The organism is Domibacillus sp. DTU_2020_1001157_1_SI_ALB_TIR_016 (genome assembly GCF_032341995.1).
In the GTDB taxonomy this organism is placed as follows: Bacteria; Bacillota; Bacilli; order Bacillales; family Domibacillaceae; genus Domibacillus; species Domibacillus indicus_A.
Genome location: NZ_CP135438.1, coordinates 147,748 through 168,046 on the forward strand (window position 1 = coordinate 147,748; position 20,299 = coordinate 168,046).

At 42.9% G+C, this 20,299-nt stretch carries 18 protein-coding genes; 7 read left to right on the forward strand and 11 right to left on the reverse strand.

The window, feature by feature from the left end:
• Positions 1 to 11 precede the first annotated feature (11 nt).
• Genes RRU94_RS00645 through RRU94_RS00660 form a run of 4 tightly spaced genes read left to right on the forward strand, consistent with a single transcriptional unit; the run spans position 12 to position 3,265 of the window.
• Positions 12 to 1,469, forward strand: coding sequence for an aldehyde dehydrogenase family protein (locus tag RRU94_RS00645; RefSeq protein ID WP_315691361.1), 1,458 nt, complete (start codon positions 12 to 14; stop codon positions 1,467 to 1,469).
• A 55-nt stretch (positions 1,470 to 1,524) separates the two neighbouring features.
• Entirely contained in the window at positions 1,525 to 1,719 is a 195-nt protein-coding gene (locus RRU94_RS00650) for a hypothetical protein (protein WP_315691362.1), read from the forward strand.
• A 51-nt stretch (positions 1,720 to 1,770) separates the two neighbouring features.
• The gene (gene ald / locus RRU94_RS00655; RefSeq protein ID WP_315691363.1) at positions 1,771 to 2,928 is read left to right on the forward strand and encodes an alanine dehydrogenase; all 1,158 of its coding nucleotides are present in this window, start codon (positions 1,771 to 1,773) and stop codon (positions 2,926 to 2,928) included.
• 25 nt (positions 2,929 to 2,953) lie between these two features.
• Positions 2,954 to 3,265, forward strand: a complete 312-nt coding sequence (locus RRU94_RS00660; RefSeq protein WP_315691364.1) for a hypothetical protein — start codon at positions 2,954 to 2,956, stop codon at positions 3,263 to 3,265.
• A 167-nt stretch (positions 3,266 to 3,432) separates the two neighbouring features.
• On the opposite strand, the gene RRU94_RS00665 is transcribed toward RRU94_RS00660, so the two are convergent.
• The 8 genes from RRU94_RS00665 to RRU94_RS00700 form a co-directional block, all read right to left on the reverse strand.
• The gene (locus RRU94_RS00665) at positions 3,433 to 4,017 is read right to left on the reverse strand and encodes a TetR/AcrR family transcriptional regulator (protein WP_315691365.1); all 585 of its coding nucleotides are present in this window, start codon (positions 4,015 to 4,017) and stop codon (positions 3,433 to 3,435) included.
• 168 nt (positions 4,018 to 4,185) lie between these two features.
• Positions 4,186 to 5,127, reverse strand: a complete 942-nt coding sequence (gene speB, locus RRU94_RS00670) for an agmatinase (RefSeq protein WP_315691366.1) — start codon at positions 5,125 to 5,127, stop codon at positions 4,186 to 4,188.
• Positions 5,128 to 5,354: 227 nt separating this feature from the next.
• Entirely contained in the window at positions 5,355 to 6,719 is a 1,365-nt protein-coding gene (locus RRU94_RS00675) for a putrescine aminotransferase (protein ID WP_315691367.1), read from the reverse strand.
• A 23-nt stretch (positions 6,720 to 6,742) separates the two neighbouring features.
• A complete protein-coding gene (locus RRU94_RS00680; protein WP_315691368.1) occupies positions 6,743 to 8,230 on the reverse strand; it encodes an aldehyde dehydrogenase family protein in 1,488 nt (495 codons plus the stop codon).
• 114 nt (positions 8,231 to 8,344) lie between these two features.
• On the reverse strand, positions 8,345 to 9,622 hold the full coding sequence (locus tag RRU94_RS00685; RefSeq protein ID WP_410492960.1) for a Glu/Leu/Phe/Val family dehydrogenase: 1,278 nt from the start codon (positions 9,620 to 9,622) through the stop codon (positions 8,345 to 8,347).
• 415 nt (positions 9,623 to 10,037) lie between these two features.
• A complete protein-coding gene (locus RRU94_RS00690) occupies positions 10,038 to 11,432 on the reverse strand; it encodes an APC family permease (RefSeq protein ID WP_315691369.1) in 1,395 nt (464 codons plus the stop codon).
• A 238-nt stretch (positions 11,433 to 11,670) separates the two neighbouring features.
• Positions 11,671 to 13,041 (reverse strand): putrescine aminotransferase, encoded by a 1,371-nt coding sequence (locus tag RRU94_RS00695; protein WP_315691370.1) that lies wholly within the window; start codon positions 13,039 to 13,041, stop codon positions 11,671 to 11,673.
• 869 nt (positions 13,042 to 13,910) lie between these two features.
• Complete coding sequence (locus RRU94_RS00700) at positions 13,911 to 14,789, reverse strand: LysR family transcriptional regulator (protein ID WP_315691371.1); 879 nt, start codon at positions 14,787 to 14,789, stop codon at positions 13,911 to 13,913.
• Between the two features lie 186 nt (positions 14,790 to 14,975).
• Between RRU94_RS00700 and RRU94_RS00705 the strand changes: the two genes are divergently transcribed.
• Genes RRU94_RS00705 through sdhB form a run of 3 tightly spaced genes read left to right on the forward strand, consistent with a single transcriptional unit; the run spans position 14,976 to position 18,139 of the window.
• Entirely contained in the window at positions 14,976 to 15,584 is a 609-nt protein-coding gene (locus tag RRU94_RS00705; RefSeq protein WP_315691372.1) for a succinate dehydrogenase cytochrome b558 subunit, read from the forward strand.
• A gap of 30 nt (positions 15,585 to 15,614) precedes the next feature.
• The gene (gene sdhA / locus RRU94_RS00710) at positions 15,615 to 17,381 is read left to right on the forward strand and encodes a succinate dehydrogenase flavoprotein subunit (RefSeq protein ID WP_315691373.1); all 1,767 of its coding nucleotides are present in this window, start codon (positions 15,615 to 15,617) and stop codon (positions 17,379 to 17,381) included.
• Complete coding sequence (sdhB, locus tag RRU94_RS00715) at positions 17,378 to 18,139, forward strand: succinate dehydrogenase iron-sulfur subunit (protein ID WP_315691374.1); 762 nt, start codon at positions 17,378 to 17,380, stop codon at positions 18,137 to 18,139. The genes sdhA and sdhB overlap by 4 nt, the downstream gene beginning before the upstream one ends.
• Before the next feature lie 262 nt (positions 18,140 to 18,401).
• On the opposite strand, the gene RRU94_RS00720 is transcribed toward sdhB, so the two are convergent.
• From RRU94_RS00720 to RRU94_RS00730, 3 genes are all read right to left on the reverse strand, one after another.
• A complete protein-coding gene (locus tag RRU94_RS00720; protein WP_315691375.1) occupies positions 18,402 to 18,953 on the reverse strand; it encodes a DinB/UmuC family translesion DNA polymerase in 552 nt (183 codons plus the stop codon).
• A gap of 96 nt (positions 18,954 to 19,049) precedes the next feature.
• Complete coding sequence (locus RRU94_RS00725) at positions 19,050 to 19,688, reverse strand: Y-family DNA polymerase (protein WP_315691376.1); 639 nt, start codon at positions 19,686 to 19,688, stop codon at positions 19,050 to 19,052.
• On the reverse strand, positions 19,672 to 20,043 hold the full coding sequence (locus RRU94_RS00730) for a YolD-like family protein (protein ID WP_315691377.1): 372 nt from the start codon (positions 20,041 to 20,043) through the stop codon (positions 19,672 to 19,674). The genes RRU94_RS00725 and RRU94_RS00730 overlap by 17 nt, the downstream gene beginning before the upstream one ends.
• Between the last annotated feature and the right edge of the window lie 256 nt (positions 20,044 to 20,299).

The window sequence follows — 20,299 nt, forward strand, 5'->3', positions numbered from 1 at the left end:
GGGTGTTACGCATGAAAGAACTAGTAAAAGAGACGATAAAAAAAGATCTGTTTATAAACGGAGAATGGAAAACGGCAAACCAGTATACTCCTTTGTATTCACCATACAGCGGTGAATGTATTGCAGAAGTTCCAGCAGCAACATTAGAAGAAGTGGAATTCGCTTTACAATCCGCTTATGAAGCAAGAAATATCATAGCCTCTATGCCAAGCCACCGGCGTGCAAGCATTTTAGAGAATCTAGTTAAACTGTTGGAAGAAAAAGCAGACGAAGCTGCTCAAATCCTTGCTTTAGAAGCAGCAAAACCTATTACGACAGCGAAAGCTGAGATCGCACGTACCATCCAGACTTATAAATTCGCTGCGGAGGAAGCAAAACGAATTCATGGTGAAACCATTCCGGTTGATGCAGCACCCGGCGGCGAAGGGAGAATCGCTTATACCGTCAGAGAACCTATTGGCGTAGTAGCAGCGATCACGCCTTTCAACTTTCCAATGAACCTTGTAGCACATAAAGTTGGACCGGCAATTGCCTCGGGCAATACAGTCGTTTTAAAGCCCGCCCAGCAAACTCCCCTGTCGGCTTTTTTCCTTGCTGAACTGTTGCAGGAAGCTGGCCTGCCCGCTGGAGCATTAAATGTCGTGACAGGAAGCGGTTCATTAATCGGTGAAAAGCTTGTCACCGATGAGAGAGTGCAAAAAATTTCTTTTACAGGCAGTCCAGAAGTGGGAATCGGCATTCGAAACAAAGCAGGTTTAAAGCGGGTCACGCTTGAACTTGGCTCTAATGCCGCAGTCATCATTGATAAAGATGTGGACATTGACAGCATTATAGCAAGATGTGTTTCTGGGGCTTTTGCTTTTCAGGGCCAGGTTTGTATCTCGTTACAGAGAATATACGTACACGAAGAACTTTATTCCGCCTTTGTAGAAAAATTTGTTGCTGCCACACAAAAACTAATAATAGGTGACCCACTGGATGCTTCGACAGATGTTTCAGCATTGATTAGTTCTAAAGATGTTCAGCGTGCTCTTGGCTGGATTGAAGAAGCAAAGCAACAAGGAGCCAAACTAGCAGCAGGCGGACAGACCAAGAATAATATTTTGTACCCAACTGTACTTCTTGATGTTGATCCAACATTAAAAGTTTCCTGCCAGGAAGTATTTGCCCCTATCGTTTTGATCAATAAGTTTTCATCTGTTGATGAAGCGATAGAGCTTGTAAATGATTCAAAATATGGACTGCAAGCAGGCATTTACACGCAAAATATCCATACAGCACTTAAGGCTACACAGCAGCTTCATGTCGGAGGCGTCATCGTAAATGACATTCCAACTTTCCGATTAGACCATATGCCATACGGAGGAGTAAAAGAAAGTGGAATTGGACGCGAAGGTGTAAAATACGCCATTGAAGAAATGACCGAGCAAAAATTAATTGTATTCAATCAAACTAATTCATCTGTTTAAATAGCCAAACCTATAGATTAAACAAAAGCTTAAACAACAGGAAGGAAGACTCAACATGATTGTCGGTGTGCCAGAAGAAATGAAAAATAACGAAACCCGCGTGAAAATTGTACCAGCTGGGGCTGCTGCCTTTCAAAGAAACAACTACGAAGGCTGGGTTGAGACGTGTGCAGAGTTAGCCTGCAGATTCATGGACCAGGATTGTCTAGAGGCCGGTGCTTCTATTGTTTTTACAGCTAAAAACGCCTAATAAGCCAACACATATAAAATAAATTGAAAAACATAAAGGGAGAGAATAAATATGATTATTGGTGTGCCAAAAGAAATTAAAAACAATGAAAACCGTGTGGGGATTACGCCAGCAGGTGTTGTAGCATTTAAAAAAAGCAATCACGAAGTATGGGTTGAAACCGGCGCAGGACTCGGCAGCGGATTTACCGATCAGGACTATATGGATGCCGGCGCGTCCATTGTGTCTACCGCTGAGAAAGCCTGGTCTGCGCAAATGGTCATTAAAGTAAAAGAACCCATTGCGGAAGAATATCAGTATTTTTACGAAGGGCTGATTCTGTATACGTATCTGCACCTTGCACCGGAACCAGAATTAACAAAAGCGCTGGTTGACAACAAAGTAACAGCTATTGCGTATGAAACCATTCAGCTGGAAAATGGGGCCCTTCCTTTATTAACGCCAATGAGTGAAGTAGCAGGAAGAATGTCGATCCAGATCGGTGCTCATTTCCTTGAAAATCCGAAAGGCGGAAAAGGTGTGCTGATGGGCGGCGTACCAGGGGTATCTCCAGCAGAAGTCGTGGTCATTGGCGGAGGCATTGTCGGAACCAATGCAGCGAAAATGGCCGTTGGCCTTGGCGCGAATGTAACGATTTTGGATGTAAATACAGACCGTCTGCGCCAGCTTGATGATATGTTCCAGGGACGTCTGAAAACACTCGCTTCCAACAGCTACAACATCGCAGAATCCGTAAAAAAAGCAGACTTAGTAGTAGGTGCTGTATTGATCCCAGGTGCCCGTGCTCCTCAGTTAGTAACCGAAGAGATGATCAAAACGATGCAGCCGGGTTCTGTCGTTGTAGACGTTGCCATTGACCAGGGTGGATCTATTGAAACGATTGACCATATCACGACACACAGCGATCCAACGTATGAAAAACACGGAGTGGTGCACTATGCAGTAGCCAATATGCCAGGCGCAGTCGCCCGTACCTCTACGATGGCGCTGACTAATGTGACGATCCCTTATGGTGTTCAAATTGCTAACAAAGGCTATAAGCAAGCTGCCGCTGATAATCGCGCGCTTGCAAAAGGAATTAACGCTGTAAATGGATTTGTAACGTATAAAGCTGTGGCTGAGGCTCATAACTATTCTTATACGCCAATTGCTGAAGTCTTACATGACCAATCTGCAGAAAAAAGCTTTGCTTCATGGTATCAAGCTTAATGATGCTTTAGAAGGAGGAAATATCATGCATGAGCAAAATAAAGAACTGGAAGTGCTAAGATTTCTATTTAACAGAGACGTTAAAAAGAAAGAGATTGGCACTGACAATTTAAGTTTTCAAAAAGAGGACAGGATCCAAGAAACAGCTTATTACTTGAAATCTCTAAAAGAGCAAAATTATATAGAGATTGTCCACGATGCTTTTTCTAAAGGAGGGAGTTTCCACCCGGTTTACAATAATAATGTAACTAAGATTTGGTGGGGTAATATTCATTTAACGGATCTTGGAGAGAAATATGTATTAGAAAATGAACTTGTCTCTGAATGTGGAGAATAACGATACTAAAAAGGAACAAACACAATAAAGTGTTTGTTCCTTTTTTATGTTGCAAGTAAGGTCTTATATCTTATTTAAATGATAATGAGCGGCTAAGCAATATGTTATTTTTAAGGCAGTACCCCGCCCTCTAACTGCTCGGTATTATTTTAAATATGGTCATCTGCCTAGCTTTTTAACAGTAAAGATCTTTTGAGGAATTCGAAAAGCTCTTTTTTCGTTTCTTCTAATCCCATATTTTGATCCTTTGCTATATAGAAACGCTCTGCAGTATTCTCTACCAGGTTAATAATCATCTTCGCTGTCCACTCTACATTAAAGTTACCTATAATTTCTTTTTGTTCAATAGCATTATGTAAAATTTCTTCAAACCATTCATAATACGGTTTATAAATAGCTTCCCATGTTTCTAATGAGTAATCAAATGCAAGGCCGGAATAACATAGTACCAGCACATCTCTATATTCATCTGTAATATGGTATGTTTCACTAATAAAAACCTCTAACTTCTCCCAAAAGTCAGATGTACCAACTACTTCCTGCTTTATTTTTTTAAGCGAATGAGTCAGCAGGTTTTCAGCAATTGCTGGAATAAGCGCATTTTTAGAACGGAAATAAAGATAAAAGGTACCTTGTGCAATGCCCGCCTTTTTGACAATATCGGAGACTGTTGTTTTGTCTAGGCCCTTTTCGGAAATGACTTCTATCGCAGCCTGCAAAATTTTATCGTACTTTTCATTTAGATGAGCCATCGTTACCTCCTATAAGCGAATGAGCTTCATTCATTTTACTATATAAAATTTAACATGCGCAAACTAAGATGTTTATTAAAAAACACTTTGATTTGTATGATTATTCCTTTTTAACTGTATGCCTCCTTTCCTCATACAAAAAAGAGGGTATATACCCTCTTTTTTGTATTATCTATTCTTTTCTTTTATTTGTAACGCAGCCAGGCTCGCAAAGTCATGCACAATAGTGGCCGCTAGTAGAGCTGTGATTTGTGACTGGTCATATTGCGGCAGCACTTCCACTACATCAAATCCAATATAGTTGAACCCGGTCAGTGAGCGGATCATCTGCAGCGTTTCTCTGCTGTTAAACCCTCCGACTTCCAATGTTCCCGTTCCAGGTGCACAGGATGGGTCCACAAAATCAATGTCAAAGGTTAAAAAGACGGGAGTATCTCCGATTACTTCTCTCATCTCTTTCAGGACACTATCGAAACCTCTTTTTTGAAGTTCATTTGTGGTGATTACGTTATAACCTAAATCACGGCTTTCAGTGACATCTCCCGGGTGATTTAATGTTCCTCTAATGCCAATCTGAAATACCTTTGCAGGGTCAAGCAGCCCTTCCTCGTGAGCACGGATAAAAGGAGATCCATGCCAGTACTTTTCTTCATAATACGTGTCCCATGTATCAGTATGAGAATCAAAATGAATCATGGCGACTGGTCCATGCACTTTTGCGGCTGCACGCAGACTGGCAAGTGTAACAGAATGGTCTCCACCCAGCCCAATAGGGATTATGCCTTTCTCCATTAGTCCTCGTACTGCTTCTTCCATAAGCTCATAGCTCTTGTGAATGTTGTGCGGAATCACCGATACATCTCCGATATCAATCGCATTTGTATCTTCAAACGGGTATACTTCATGGATTGGATGATATGGAAATAGTGTCATCGACGCCTGGCGAATCGCTTGAGGAGCAAAGCGTGCCCCTACCCGGAAGGACGCTGCCGTGTCAAACGGCATGCCAAGGATAGCAAGCTTCGCGCCTTCTTTTTTTTCAGGAAGTCTGACAAAAGAACCGGTTGTACAAAATTCGGGTTTTACTTCTGGCGATAGTGGATATTTCATTTTTTATTCCTCCAATAATTTTAAATTTTGATCTGCGTACTTACTCAAACCAAAATTAAAATCATTGAAAGAAGAACTGGGATGAGAAATAACATACTATCCATCATGTAACCTCTACTTTCCAGGTAAAGCCACCCAGTACAGCGAGTCTGCAGTGTACCAGGCGGCTGGATCAATAGCTTTAAACTAAAATTCTTTTTGAATACGTCAGATAAAAACAGCTACATTTACAGTGTATCAAGAACTTTTTTGAATGTAGCCACTACCTTGTCTACTTCTTCTTTTGCGATGGTCAATGGCGGCTCAATTCGGATTGTTTTCGAGTTTACCAGAGTGCCAGCTACCAGGATTCCTTCATCAAACATTCCTTTGGACAGGGCATAGCCGACTTCATCCTTATGGAACTCAATTCCGATCATCAGGCCTTTCCCTCGGATTTCCATCACTTTGTCCCCGTGTTCTGCGGCAGCTTCTTTTAAGCCTGCCAGGAAGTAGTCCCCGATTTCCGCTGCACGTGCCGGCAGGTTTTCTTCAATTAATACATTAATCGTCGCAATAGCGGCTGCACACGCCAGCGGGTTCCCGCCAAACGTCGTTGTATGCATAAACGGATTGTCAAACAGGCTTTTAAATGTTTTCTCGTTAGCCACGATCGCTCCTGCCGGCATCACGCCTCCGCCAAAGGCTTTTGCCAGGCAGAGAATATCCGGCTCCACTTCGTACAGCTCTGCCGCAAACATTTTTCCAGTACGGCCCATTCCTGTCTGCACTTCATCAAAAATCAGAAGGGTTTCATACTCATCACACAGCTCTCTTACCTGCTTCAGGTAGCCGTCCGGCGGAAGGATAATGCCGCCTTCGCCCTGGATCGGCTCCAGGATGACCGCTGCCACATCTTCCCCTACCATTGCGCATGTCTCAAACGTTTTTCTCATCATATCAATGTCGCCGAACGGCACATGGCGGAAGCCCGGGATGAGCGGAAGAAACGGCTTGCGGAATATCCCTTTGGCTGTACCCGACAGGGAGCCAAGGCTTTTACCATGGAATGAACGGGTTGTAGAAATAAACGTTGTCCGGTCGCTGTGCATTTTTGCCAGCTTCAGGGCTGCTTCCACGCTTTCTGTTCCGCTGTTTGTGAAAAACGCGTACTTCAAATCACCCGGTGTAATATCCGCAAGGATCTTGGCCAGCATGGCACGGAGCGGATCCAGGAGATCCTGGCTGTGAAGCGCCTGGCGCTTTAATTGATCCTGTACGGCTTTGACTACTTTCGGGTTCCGGTGCCCGACATTATAGATGCCGAACCCGCCCAGGCAGTCGATGTATTCTTTCCCGTTTACGTCACGGAAGCAGGAGCCTTCATCCGACCATTCAACCGCTGCAAACTGGGTGTCAACCGTAACAGTCTTGCGGTATTCCAGGAAGCCGGGGTTGACGTGCTCGCGGAATCCGTCGACCGTTTCTTTTGTAATCCACTGGGCTTCTTCTTCAGTAATTGCTTCTTTTTCAATCAGGCTGAGCACTTTATTGATATATTCACTTACTTCTGTATATTGTTGATTTTCTTTTTTGCTAATTGTTTTTTCCATTTAAATCACTCCTGCATAATAAATTAGTTTTCAAACCACCCAATAGGCTCTACATTTAAATTGATGTTCACTTGCTTTACTTCCTGGTATTCTTCTAATCCATAGGTTCCAAGGCCTCTTCCAATCCCGCTTTGTTTATAGCCGCCCCATGGTGCTTCATTAAATGTAAAATGGTACGTATTAACCCAGGTGATACCGGCGCGAAGCTTCTTAATGACACGCAGCGCTTTTGCCCCGTCTACAGTGAAAACACTGCCAGCTAGTCCGTAGACAGAATCATTTGCCAGCTGGATTGCTTCTTGTTCATCCTTGAATTTCTGAATCACTACAACAGGACCAAAGATTTCTTCTTGAACAATTTTCATATCTGAAGTTACGTCTACAAAAACAGTAGGCTCTACAAAATAGCCTTGATCAAGTCCGTTAGCAGTGATTCGGTTTCCTCCACAAGCTAAGCGTGCTCCTTCTTGCTTCCCAACTTCAATGTAACTAAGTACTTTTTCCAAATGCTCCGAGCTGACAAGCGGCCCCATTTCAGATTGTGGATCGTGACCCGGTCCTACTTTGATTTTTTGAGCCCGTTCTACGAATCGTTCTACAAAACGATCGTAAATCGATTCTTCTACTAAAATTCTGGATCCCGCTGCACAAATTTGTCCGCTTCCAGCAAAAATGCCGAATAGCGCATAATCAACGGCTGTTTCAAAATCTGCATCTGCAAAGATAATGTTTGGAGATTTCCCGCCAAGCTCCAAGGAAACCTTTTTTACACTGTCTGCCGCTTTTCTCATAATGTTTTTGCCTGTTACTGTACCACCGGTAAAAGATATTTTGTCTACCAGAGGATTTTCAACCAATTCGTTCCCTACAACGGCTCCTGCTCCAAATACCAAGTTACATACGCCTTTTGGCAGCCCCACTTCTTCAAATATTTCAACCAGTTTTGCAGAAGTCATAGGTGTTACTTCTGAAGGCTTAAATACTACTGTATTACCGGCTGCTAAGGCAGGTGCCAGTTTCCAAACACCCATAAGTAATGGATAATTCCATGGAACAATCAGACCGCAGACTCCAACTGGCTCTTTGATCACCATCGCCTGCATATCAGCCGGAACATGGTATGTTTCTCCATCCGGTTTTGTGATAAGCCCCGCGTAGTACCGAAAGCAAGCGGCTGCATCCATTACGTCTGCATCTGCTTCCCGGAATGGCTTGCCGTTATTACTAATTTCTAAACGAGTAAGTTCTTCTTGATATTCTTCTAGTTTGTCTGCAATTTTAAATAAATAATTTGCACGTTCTGCGGCAGACAATTCTGACCAGATTCCACTGTCGAAAGCCTTTCTTGCAGCCTCAATCGCTTCTTTCATATCATTTACCGAACCTTCAGCCACATATCCAATGACCTTTCCATCTGCTGGGTTTATAACAGGCCTGCTGTCCCCTGATGTGGCATTTTTCCACTCCCCGTTAATATACATTTTGAGGTCTACTGTTTTGGTTATTTCCATGTTTTCGCCCTCCATTTAAGCGCTTTCTATTTAATATAGTTCCAGTATATCTTATTTATGAATGACTGTCATTCATTTTTATTAATAAATTTCCATTTTGTTTGAACAATTTCCTTAAAAGTTAATCCAGCCTCGAAGTCGTGATGCTTCTGCTATTTTTTTCACACCTTTTATATACGCCGCTACTTTCATATCTACACCATATGCTTCTGCAATCTGGAGTACTTCGTGAAAGCTCTCTTCCATTTTCTCCTGCAATCGCTGATCGATCAGTTTATCCGACCAGTAATAGCCTTGATTATTCTGGCACCATTCAAAGTAAGAAACGACCACACCGCCAGAATTCGCTAATATATCCGGCACGATAAAAATACCTCGTTTATTCAAGATTTTTATCGCTTCTTTGGTTGTTGGACCATTAGCCGCTTCAATAATAATTTTACATTTAAGTTGTTCAGCATTCTCCTTTGTAATAACACCTCCAATAGCAGCTGGAATCAGCACATCGCATTCTTTTTGAAAAAGCTCTTGATTTGTTATCGGTTTTCCTGAATACTGCGATACAACACCAAAAGAGTCTCTTGTTTCCATGAGCCTTGGAATATCTAAACCATCAGGATCATAAAGCGCTCCTAAAGCATCTGAAACTCCTACCACTTTTATTCCCAAGTGATATAAATATTCAGCCAGGTAGCTTCCTACGTTTCCAAACCCTTGAATGATTACTCTCATTCCTTCCAAAGGAAGTTTTTTTAATTCGCTTATCATTTGAAGATTATATAATACACCTTTTGAAGTAGCTGTTTCTCTTCCTTCAGAGCCTCCTAAAACGAGAGGTTTCCCTGTAATAAATCCTGGTGAATCAAATTCACGTATATGGTCATACTCATCTAACATCCAGGCCATGATTTGAGAGTTGGTATACATATCTGGTGCTGGAATGTCTTTTGTAGGGCCTACAATCTGGCTGATTGCACGGACATACCCTCTGCTCAACCTTTGCAGTTCATTCATGCTCATCAGCCTTGGATCACATATGATTCCACCTTTTGCGCCTCCGTAAGGAAGATTGGTGACACCACATTTTATACTCATCCATCCTGCTAGCGCTTTTACTTCTTCAGGAGTAACATCCGGATGAAATCTTATTCCGCCTTTTGTAGGCCCGGTTGCATCATTATGCTGTGCACGATACCCTTTAAAAACTTGAATTTTCCCATTATCCATTTGGACAGGAATATTTACTTCCAAAAACCTCATAGGGTTCTTTAAAAAAGAAAATACCTCATCCGGATAGTTCAGAAAACTAATCGCCTCTTTTAATGTTTCTTGAAATTCTTCTAAAGGATTGGAAGTATCTGTTTCCTTTGCCGGAGAATCCATAACGTTCATCATTTTTTCTTTCATAATAAATACCCCCTTTGATCGTATGATGCATGTTAAACTTTTTCATCGTGCTTTATGTTTCCGATAAGAGTAAGCTGTAAAATGTATTCCTTTCCCAGTGGCTTTATAAGCTGCTAAGGCACCTAAACTAATATTCAGGCACCCCCGCCTTTCATATTTTTAATAATGAAGAAGTAATTTTACTTCTTTTCATTAAGATATAAATGAATTTGATAGCCCGTATTATTGCAATGCTTACAACCATTACCGTTACATGGTGTACAAACTGGACGTTTCAACGGTCATCTTCCTTCCCCTAAGCAATATCTATGAGTTAGCACATTCAAACCAGATGTCTACTTAAATGTTTCATTAGCTGCTTTGACACTACTTATTCATTCACAGACAAGCATTTATTCTGTTATACATCCATCGTTTTACTATTTTCAATCAAAGTTGCTGGCTCAAGTTCTTCCATTTCACTAAATTCGATATTTCCCGGTTTTTTCTTAAACATTCTCGTCAAGTAAACAAGGTACAGAAAACCAACAAATGACCAGGAAATTCCGAGAATAAGAGAGTTCTGCTCAAGATTAACCCATAATACAGCAACAGTAGCAGCACCTAACAAAGGCATAACGATGTAAGTAAAAGAACCTTTAATAGACATGTGTTCTCTTTTCTTAAAAACATAATGAGCAATGACCGATAGATTTACGAAGGTAAAAGCAATTAATGCACCAAAACTAATAAAAGAAGTTGCTGTAGCCAGGCTGAAGAAAACAGCCGTAAGGGAGAAGCCCCCTACTAAAATAATGTTTAATACAGGCGTTCTCAGCTTAGGATGTACGTATCCAAAAAATTTCTCAGGCAGTATTCGATCTCTTCCCATAACATACAATAGACGGGCTACACTTGCATGAGAAGAAATTCCAGACGCTATCGTTCCTGCTATACCACCGGCAATAAACAAAAATTGAAATATAGCTCCTCCCATTGAAGCTGCAATTTCTGGCGATGAAGCTTCTGGATCTTTAAAAGCTGATACGTCTGGGAAGACTGACTGAATAAAATAGGAGGCAGTAATAAACATAATCCCTCCAATTAATGCCGTTAGAAAAATAGCACGCGGTATCATTTTTTTCGGATTAGGTGTTTCTTCAGCGAGCATAGCTACAGCGTCAAAGCCTAAGTAGGAAAAACACAGCAATGTAGCTCCGGCAATAAGAAGGGACATATCAGCACCTTCCTGATAAAACGGCCGTACAGAAAAAGCACTGCTTGCTCCGCCACCATTTAAAATGTATTTGACAGCCATCCCGATAAATAAAAGAATAATACAAGCTTGAAAGATAACTAGAAAGGTATTAAAGTTTGCGGTCGAGTTAACACTCAACAAATTTAGCAGCGTTACAACCGCCACAAACCCCACTATCCAAATCCATTCCGGTACAGCGGGAAAGATTGATGACAAATAGATTTGAAAAATAAGCGCATTTACCATGGGCAAAAACAAATAATCCATTAGAGCAGCCCAGCCTACCATAAATCCTAAATGTGGATTAATGGATTTTTGTGTATACGTATAAGCAGATCCTGCTGTTGGATAAACTTGAATCATTTTTTTATAGCTGACAGCCGTTAAAAGCATAGCAGCTAAGGCCAGGATATATGCGGTCGGAACATGCCCATTCGTCATCTCAGAGACAATCCCGAAGGTATCAAACACCACCATTGGGGTCATATAAGCAAGCCCCATTAAAATAAGATGTGATAATTTTAAGGACCTCTTTAATTCCACTCTCCCTGCCTGCATGTATCTTCCTCCTTTTTATTGCTAATATTGGGAATTAACTGAACATTTTTTTCTAACATAACGCTAGCGCTTTTATTTTATTTCATTTCATTTCATTTCATTTCACTTACGTGTGCTTATCAAGTCTATCAATGTCTAGTTTTAGCAGTACGTAACCAAATAAAATTTTATAAGGCTAATTTTATTTAAGGAGCAAACCCTTATTTTGATTTGCTCCTATAGAAAATTCTTTTAACTCTTATCCACCTGTTTGTAACCCATCAAGGACTTTCTTGAATGTAGCCACTACCCTGTCTACTTCTTCTTTTGTAATGGTCAACGGCGGCTCAATCCGGATCGTCTTCGAGTTCACCAGGGTGCCGGCTACGAGGATTCCTTCATCAAACATTCCCTTGGATAGAGCATAACCGACTTCATCCTTATGGAACTCAATCCCGATCATCAGGCCTTTCCCGCGGATTTCCATCACTTTATCCTCATGGCCTGCAGCGGCTTCTTTTAAGCCTGCCAGGAAGTAGTCCCCGATTTCCGCTGCACGTGCCGGCAGGTTTTCTTCAATTAATACATTAATCGTCGCAATAGCGGCTGCACACGCCAGCGGGTTCCCGCCAAACGTCGTTGTATGCATAAACGGATTGTCAAACAGGCTTTTAAATGTTTTCTCGTTAGCCACGATCGCTCCTGCCGGCATCACGCCTCCGCCAAAGGCTTTTGCCAGGCAGAGAATATCCGGCTCCACTTCGTACAGCTCTGCCGCAAACATTTTTCCAGTACGGCCCATCCCTGTCTGCACTTCATCAAAAATCAGGAGAGTTCCGTATTCATCACACAGCTCTCTTACCTGCTTCAGGTAGCCGTCCGGCGGAAGGATGATGCCGCCTTCTCCCTGGATCGGCTCCAGGATCACCGCTGCCACATCTTCCCCTACCATCGCACATGTTTCAAACGTTTTTCTCATCATGTCAATGTCGCCAAACAGGACATGGCGGAAGCCCGGAATGAGCGGAAGAAATGGCTTGCGGAATACGCCTTTGGCCGTTCCGGACAGGGAGCCGAGGCTTTTCCCATGGAACGAGCGGGTTGTGGAAATAAATGTTGTCCGGTCACTGTGCATTTTTGCCAGCTTCAAGGCTGCTTCCACGCTTTCTGTTCCGCTGTTTGTGAAAAATGCGTACTTCAAATCACCCGGTGTAATATCCGCAAGGATCTTGCCCAGCATGGCACGGAGCGGATCCAGGAGATCCTGGCTGTGAAGCGCCTGGCGCTTTAATTGGTCCTGTACCGCTTTGACCACTTTCGGATTCCGGTGACCGACGTTGTAAATCCCAAACCCGCCCAGGCAGTCGATATATTCTTTCCCGTTTACATCCCGGAAGCAGGAGCCTTCATCCGACCATTCAACCGCTGCGAACTGGGTGTCAACCGTAACGGTCTTCCGGTACTCCAGGAAGCCGGGGTTGACGTGCTCGCGAAATCCGTCGACCGTTTCTTTGGTAATCCACTGGGCGTCTTCTTCAGTAATGGCTTCTTTTTCAATTAGACTGAGCACCTTATGGATATATTCACTTACTTGCGTATACTTTTGATCTTTGTTTAATGTTTTTTGCATGCTAATCACTCCGATGTTTTTATAGGTAAGTTAAAAAAGTTATTCAGTTCATTACATTAATGAATGACAGTCATTCATTAAATAAAGTAACAAGTCAAATACATAAACGATAATTATAATCGTTTATGAATGACAGTCATTCATAAAAAACCAAATTATAACCAGTAATACTCGTCTTTCTTCATGAAGATCACATTCATCTCTTGCTTAATATGAGCTTATTTTACAAAGCAATCCTTTCACTGTCTTCGAATTCGTTAGATTTTCTTACACAATTTTCTTCATTCAACACTGCATCTTTCATTAAAATAAGCTGCCAATCCATGTTTTAGATTTAAAATGACTCCCCTCCCTAAAATAGTAATCGCTTTCATTTCGTTTTAAAAAACTGTTATTTTTTCAAAAGTATCTCATAGGGTAAAAAATTTTGCAATATCTTTATTGAATTTTTAACTAATTTATAGTTCAAGCTATACTCCTAGGTCGCCTTAGAGAAGTTTTTCATCCAGTTTTATTTCGATGCAGCCCTTATGCCGCAGCAAAATCTGAGCTGTACAAATAAATAAATATTTTTTTAATGATTTAACGCAGGCTAAAAAAGCCTTATACTAGCAACTTACTTTTGTAAGTAAGGGCGAGCGAAAAACTTTTATAAACGGGATTGTTTAGTTCAATCCAGTCTCCATTCTATAAAATAAAATGAAACGGCAGGTTTTCTTTCTATTCTAGATAAGAACGGTAAAATCCTGCCCCCTTGTTGTGATGACTTTTTATATAGGTTTATATCCGCTTTCCCGGGTAAGAACAGCTGGGTAAGAACTGTCTCTGCCGTTTTAGGCCGCTGGTTCTTACCTGACTATTTTCTTCCTTTAGTTTATAAAATAATCTTTAATAAATTGATAAAACCGCTTGGCTGCTGGTGAAATATACCTGCCCTCTACCCGGGCCAGCCCAATGACCCGATAGGAATTGGACGAGCGTATGCGTATGCGTGACACCCGGTTCCAGTCGATTCCTTTAAAATCCGGGATAAGTGTAACGCCCAGTCCAGCTGTCACAAACGCCACGATCGTGTGCACCTCCTCGCCTTCAAAAGTGATTTCGGGATTTATCCCTGCTTCTTGAAACAATCTGTCTGTAATTCCCCGAATGCCGTTTCCTTTTTCTAAAAGCACAAATGTTTCATCAGCGATCTCCCGTAACGTTACACTTTCGTAATGGGCCAGGCGGTGATCAGCCGGAACGATCAGAAACAATTCTTCCTTCCACAATTCGGTCCAATGGATTTGTTTAGTGTCCGGTGTTGAGGATACGAGACAAAAATCAATTTCGCCTGCTTCGAGGTGTTTAAGAAGCGAGTCGTTTCCATTTTGTTTAAAGCGGAATTTAACATTCGGGTATTCCGCCTGAAAAGACCTGACTAAGCTTGGAATCAGATACGTGCCCAGGGTAGGCATAAAGCCTAATGATATTTCTCCAAAGTCCGGGTCAAGCAGGTCCTGAATCTCCTGCTTTACCTCTTGAAATTCCTTCATAATCCGGTCCGCCCGATCCAGAAACAGCTGCCCATACTGATTTAGCTTAATGGTACGTCCCTGCCGCTCAAATAACGGAACACCGAGTTCCTCTTCAAGCTTCGCCATGGACCGGCTTAGAGCAGGCTGAGAAAGAGATAAAACCTCGGCTGCATTGGTGATGTGCTGCAAGCGTGCCACAACGCGAAAATATTCAATTTGCTGCCATTCCATCCACGTCTCACCTCTTTATTGGAGTAACAATAGTATATACCTTTTTTGCATGAATAACATGCAATTAATAAATTAGACATTATTATTCATCAGTCATATCATAAAACCTATAGAGACCGTTTAAACAAAGAAAAGGTTTTCTATTTTGCTCAATTCATGAGGTATTTTATTTGAGGGGGATCATGTATGGCAACAAGCAAGGAATTTTTCTACCGGCGGCTGCATTCATTGTTGGGCGTCATTCCGGTCGGGGTTTTTTTAATTCAGCATTTGGTGGTCAATCATTTTGCGACAAAGGGACCGGAAGCATTTAATCAGGCGTCGCATTTTATGGAAAACCTGCCATTCCGTTATGCACTTGAGGTATTTATTATTTTTCTTCCTATTTTATTTCATGCGATTTACGGATTGTATATTGCTTTTACAGCGAAGAACAATGTAAGCCGGTACGGTTATTTTCGGAACTGGATGTTTACGCTTCAGCGTGTATCAGGCGTTGTTACGCTCGTTTTTATCGCCTGGCATGTATGGGAAACAAGAATTCAAGCTTTCTTTGGGACAGAAGTAAACTACGACATGATGGCCAATATTTTAGATCATCCAGCTATGCTTGCATTCTATATTGTCGGGGTTCTTTCCACAGTCTTTCATTTCGCAAATGGTTTGTGGACATTCGGCGTAAGCTGGGGCTTGACTGTTACCCCTCGTTCTCAAAGAATTTCAACATATGTCACATTGGGTATTTTTATCGTATTATCATTGATTAGCATTCGTACCATTTTCGCTTTTGTTTAATTTGAACGCGTTAAATAAGGTGGGGTTTAGATGAATAAAGGAAAAATTATCGTCGTGGGCGGCGGTTTAGCCGGATTAATGGCGACCATTAAAATTGCAGAAGCAGGAAAACAGGTAGACTTATTTTCACTCGTTCCGGTAAAGCGCTCTCATTCTGTTTGTGCCCAGGGCGGCATTAATGGAGCAGTCAATACAAAAGGAGAAGGAGATTCTCCCTGGGAGCATTTTGACGATACAGTGTACGGCGGGGACTTTCTTGCCAACCAGCCTCCGGTCAAAGCGATGACTGAAGCAGCACCAGGTATTATCCACCTGCTGGATCGGATGGGCGTTATGTTTAACCGTACGCCGGAAGGGCTGCTGGATTTCCGCCGTTTCGGCGGCACCCAGCACCACCGTACCGCTTTTGCCGGTGCGACTACCGGCCAGCAGCTGCTTTATGCACTCGATGAGCAGGTGCGCCGTTTTGAAGTACAAGGGCTTGTTACCAAATTTGAAGGCTGGGAATTCCTTGGTGCAATTGTAGACGAAGAACAGATCTGCCGGGGAATTGTCGCTCAAAACTTAATGAGTATGGATATTCAAGCTTTCCCGGGTGATGCGGTGATTATGGCAACAGGCGGTCCCGGGATTATCTTTGGTAAATCTACAAACTCGATTATCAATACAGGCTCAGCAGCGTCAATCGTTTATCAACAGGGTGTTCATTATGCGAACGGTGAGTTTATTCAAATTCATCCGACGGCGATTCCCGGCGATGACAAACTCCGCTTAATGAGTGAATCGGCGCGCGGTGAAGGCGGACGTGTTTGGACATACAAAGACGGAAAGCCATGGTATTTCCTTGAAGAAAAGTATCCGGCATACGGAAACCTGGTACCGCGGGATATTGCCACTCGTGAAATTTTCGATGTATGTGTCAGCCAGAAGCTGGGCATTAACGGCGAAAACATGGTGTATTTAGATCTCTCTCATAAAGACCCGCATGAATTGGATATAAAGCTTGGCGGTATCATTGAAATTTATGAAAAATTCATGGGTGATGACCCGCGTAAAGTGCCGATGAAAATTTTCCCTGCCGTTCATTACTCTATGGGCGGATTGTGGGTGGATTACGACCAGCAAACCAATATTCCAGGTCTTTTTGCGGCCGGGGAGTGCGAATATTCACAGCACGGGGCCAACCGCCTGGGAGCCAACTCCCTTCTTTCCGCTATTTACGGCGGCATGGTAGCCGGCCCGAATGCAGTCCGCTATATTAACGGCCTTGAGAAGGGTGCCGATGCGGTTTCTTCCACTGTTTTCGATCAGCATGTGAAACAGGAACAAGCAAAATGGAACGATATTTTATCTATGGGTAAAGGAACAGAAAACGCCTATATTCTGCACAAAGAGCTTGGCGAGTGGATGACAGCCAATGTAACGGTCGTCCGTTATAACGATAAATTAAAAGAAACAGACAATAAAATTGTAGAGCTTCTAGAACGTTATCAACATATCGATATTAATGATACAGCCAAATGGAGCAACCAGGGAGCGGCCTTTACCCGCCAGCTTAAAAACATGCTGCACTTGGCCCGCGTAATGACGATCGGTGCACTCAACCGGAATGAAAGCCGCGGCGCTCACTACAAACCTGAGTTCCCAGAAAGAAACGATGAGGAATTTTTGAAAACAACCATGGCGGCCTTTACCGGCGAAAAAACGGCGCCAGCCTTCCATTATGAAGATGTGGATGTATCATTAATTGCTCCCCGTAAACGCGATTACTCGAAGAAAAAGGAGGAGAAGGCATGAGCGAACACAAAATGGTTTCTTTTATTATCACACGTCAAGATACCGCTGATTCCACTCCCTATGAAGAAGAATTTGAAGTTCCGTACCGTCCAAATATGAACGTAATTTCCGCTTTAATGGAAATTCGGCGGAACCCTGTCAATAAAAAAGGAGAAAAAACAACACCTATTGCATGGGATATGAACTGTTTAGAAGAAGTATGCGGTGCTTGTTCCATGTATATTAACGGCAAGCCGCGGCAGTCCTGCACAGCTCTTGTGGACAAGCTTGAGCAGCCGATTCGCCTGGCGCCGATGAGCACCTTCCCGGTTGTCCGCGACCTTCAGGTCAACCGGAACCGTATGTTTGATTCACTCAAACGGGTAAAAGCATGGGTCCCAATTGACGGCACGTATGATCTTGGTCCGGGACCGCGTATGCCTGAAAGAAAACGCCAGTGGGCTTATGAATTATCCAAATGCATGACCTGCGGCGTTTGTTTAGAGGCCTGCCCGAATGTAAACAGCAAATCCGATTTTATTGGGCCAGCCCCTCTCTCTCAGGTGCGTTTATTTAATGCCCATCCAACAGGAGCAATGCATAAAGCAGAGCGCCTTGACGCTATCATGAGCGATGGCGGACTGACAAACTGCGGGAATTCGCAAAACTGTGTGCAGTCTTGTCCGAAAGGCATTCCGTTAACAACATCGATTGCTGCCTTAAACCGGGAAGCAACATTCCAGTCGTTCCGTAATTTCTTCGGCAGTGATCAAGCCTAATTCAGAAGTTCTGCAGAAAGAGCAGAGATTCGTAAAGGATCACGATTCTTCACGAGACAGAAAGATTTCGTCTCGCCGGAACTCGTTTTATACAATAGAGAAATAAAATACACCTTTAAGCTGCAAACGGATATCCCATGATCCGCAAGCACTTAAAGGTGTTTTTTATTTAAACAAAACATAGATAAAACCCGGATAATCCCACATAAAAGGAATAAGAGCCTGCCGCAGCAGGCCCGCTTAAAATAAGCAGCTGCACAGATTAAGACATTCCCTTATGCCCTCCTACATGCCCAGCTCTCTGCAGATACGTCCCTCCCCTCATCAAGCTGTACGCATAAAAAACCGCTTTTTTCCCAAAACGATCCCGCAGCTGATCAGTTGTTTCATCTAAAATATGCCGCCTTTTGTCCAGCTTCACCGGGGTAAATAAATCGAGCTGCTCGTGCCCTGCCGCCTCCAGCCGGCTGCACACGATATGAATCTGGCGCACCGGCTGCCAGTGCCAGTGCTTTTTAAACAGCCCCACAAAATGACTGGACAGCTTTGCCGTTTGATTCGTGCTTCTCGGCAGCAGCACCTGGTGCCTGAAACCGCGGTCTTCAATATCCCGTGTGTAGGAAATGCCAAGTGCAATCCCTACTGCCGACACTCCATGCTGGCGCAGGCGCATCGCCACATCCTCTGTCATTTCCTTAATGACAATGTTGATTTCATCCGACCGGTGATAATCACGCATTAAAATCTGTCCTTTAGAAAAAGATTTCTCGCGCTGTCCTGCTTTCTCGGAAAGAATACTATAGTCTATCCCCATGCATGATAGTAAAGCTGCAATCCTAAAATGCCGAATTTCTTTTTCAGCTTCCACTTGTCTGCATGGGCAAGATCCTTTACCGATTCAATGCCTAGGTTATGAAGCGATTTTGCATATCCCGCTGAAATCCCCCACATATTTGTGATCGGATGAAATCGCCCAGACCTTTTCCGGCACATCCTCATACGCCCAGTGAGCAATCCCGTCAGCGGCCTCCTTCCCTTCATTATCAAGTGACAATTTGGCAAGCAATGGATTATCCCCGATGCCGATCGTTACTACCAGACGAAGCTCCTGCCAAATCATGCGCTGTATCGTGCGCGCAATCGTAATTTTATCTCCAAACAGCCGTCTAGATGCTGTCATATCTAGAAAGACTTCATCAATCGAATAAATATGCAAATCTTTATCCGGCACAAACCGCCGGTAAATATCAAGGATCATTTTATTTACCTGTAAATAAAGAGACATGGAAGGCTCCACAATCACTAGGCGCGGATCTTTCGGAATTTCGTAATTTCGTGCCCCTGTCCGGATGCCAAATTCTTTTTTTACCCGTGGCGAGGCAGCCAGTACGACAGAACCGGACCTGTCTTTATTGGCAATCAAAATCACATACGCATAAAGCGGATAGATTCTGCGCCGCACGGCCTCCACACTGGCAAAAAAAGACTTCACATCAATGCAGAGAATATCCCTGCGCGGCAAATCGTCATCTTCAATCAATGTCCCCATCGCCATCGACCCCTGCAGCAAAAGAAATAGACACGATTTTATCTAATCGAAACGTTGAGTTATATCCCTTTAATTTAAAGTAAGGCTGCTGGCTTGAAAGCTGACTGCACTCTGACACGATTCCGCTTACTTTGAGCAGGCTGTCATCGCCAAATGTATTCAGTTCAAACACAATTTCTTTTTCTAAATGAATGGAGGAATGAATGATCTGGTCAAATTCCTCGAGCTGCTGCTCATCAAATAAAATTTCCTTTTTAACCGGCTTGTTTTTTTCCCTGCTGATCATTTCAGCGTGTTCAGAGAGAATCAGCCCCTGCCATTTCATCATTCCGCGATCCTGGTATAATTTCTTCATCCAACATAACTCCTTTCTGCAGGAACAGTTGTTCCTATCATACATATATAGTTCATGATCAGAACAAATATTCCTGCTGGAAAATGAAATTTTTATTTATGGATCGCTAACATTGATTAAATTCTCCTATTTGTTTAGCTTGGCGGACATCAGCTTTATCCACACTCCAAACTTCCATTACCCTTTTATTGCTTGCGATTCCCTGCTCTTTCCTGCAAATAAAAAGGCACGAACCAAACGCTAATTGTGCGTTTGG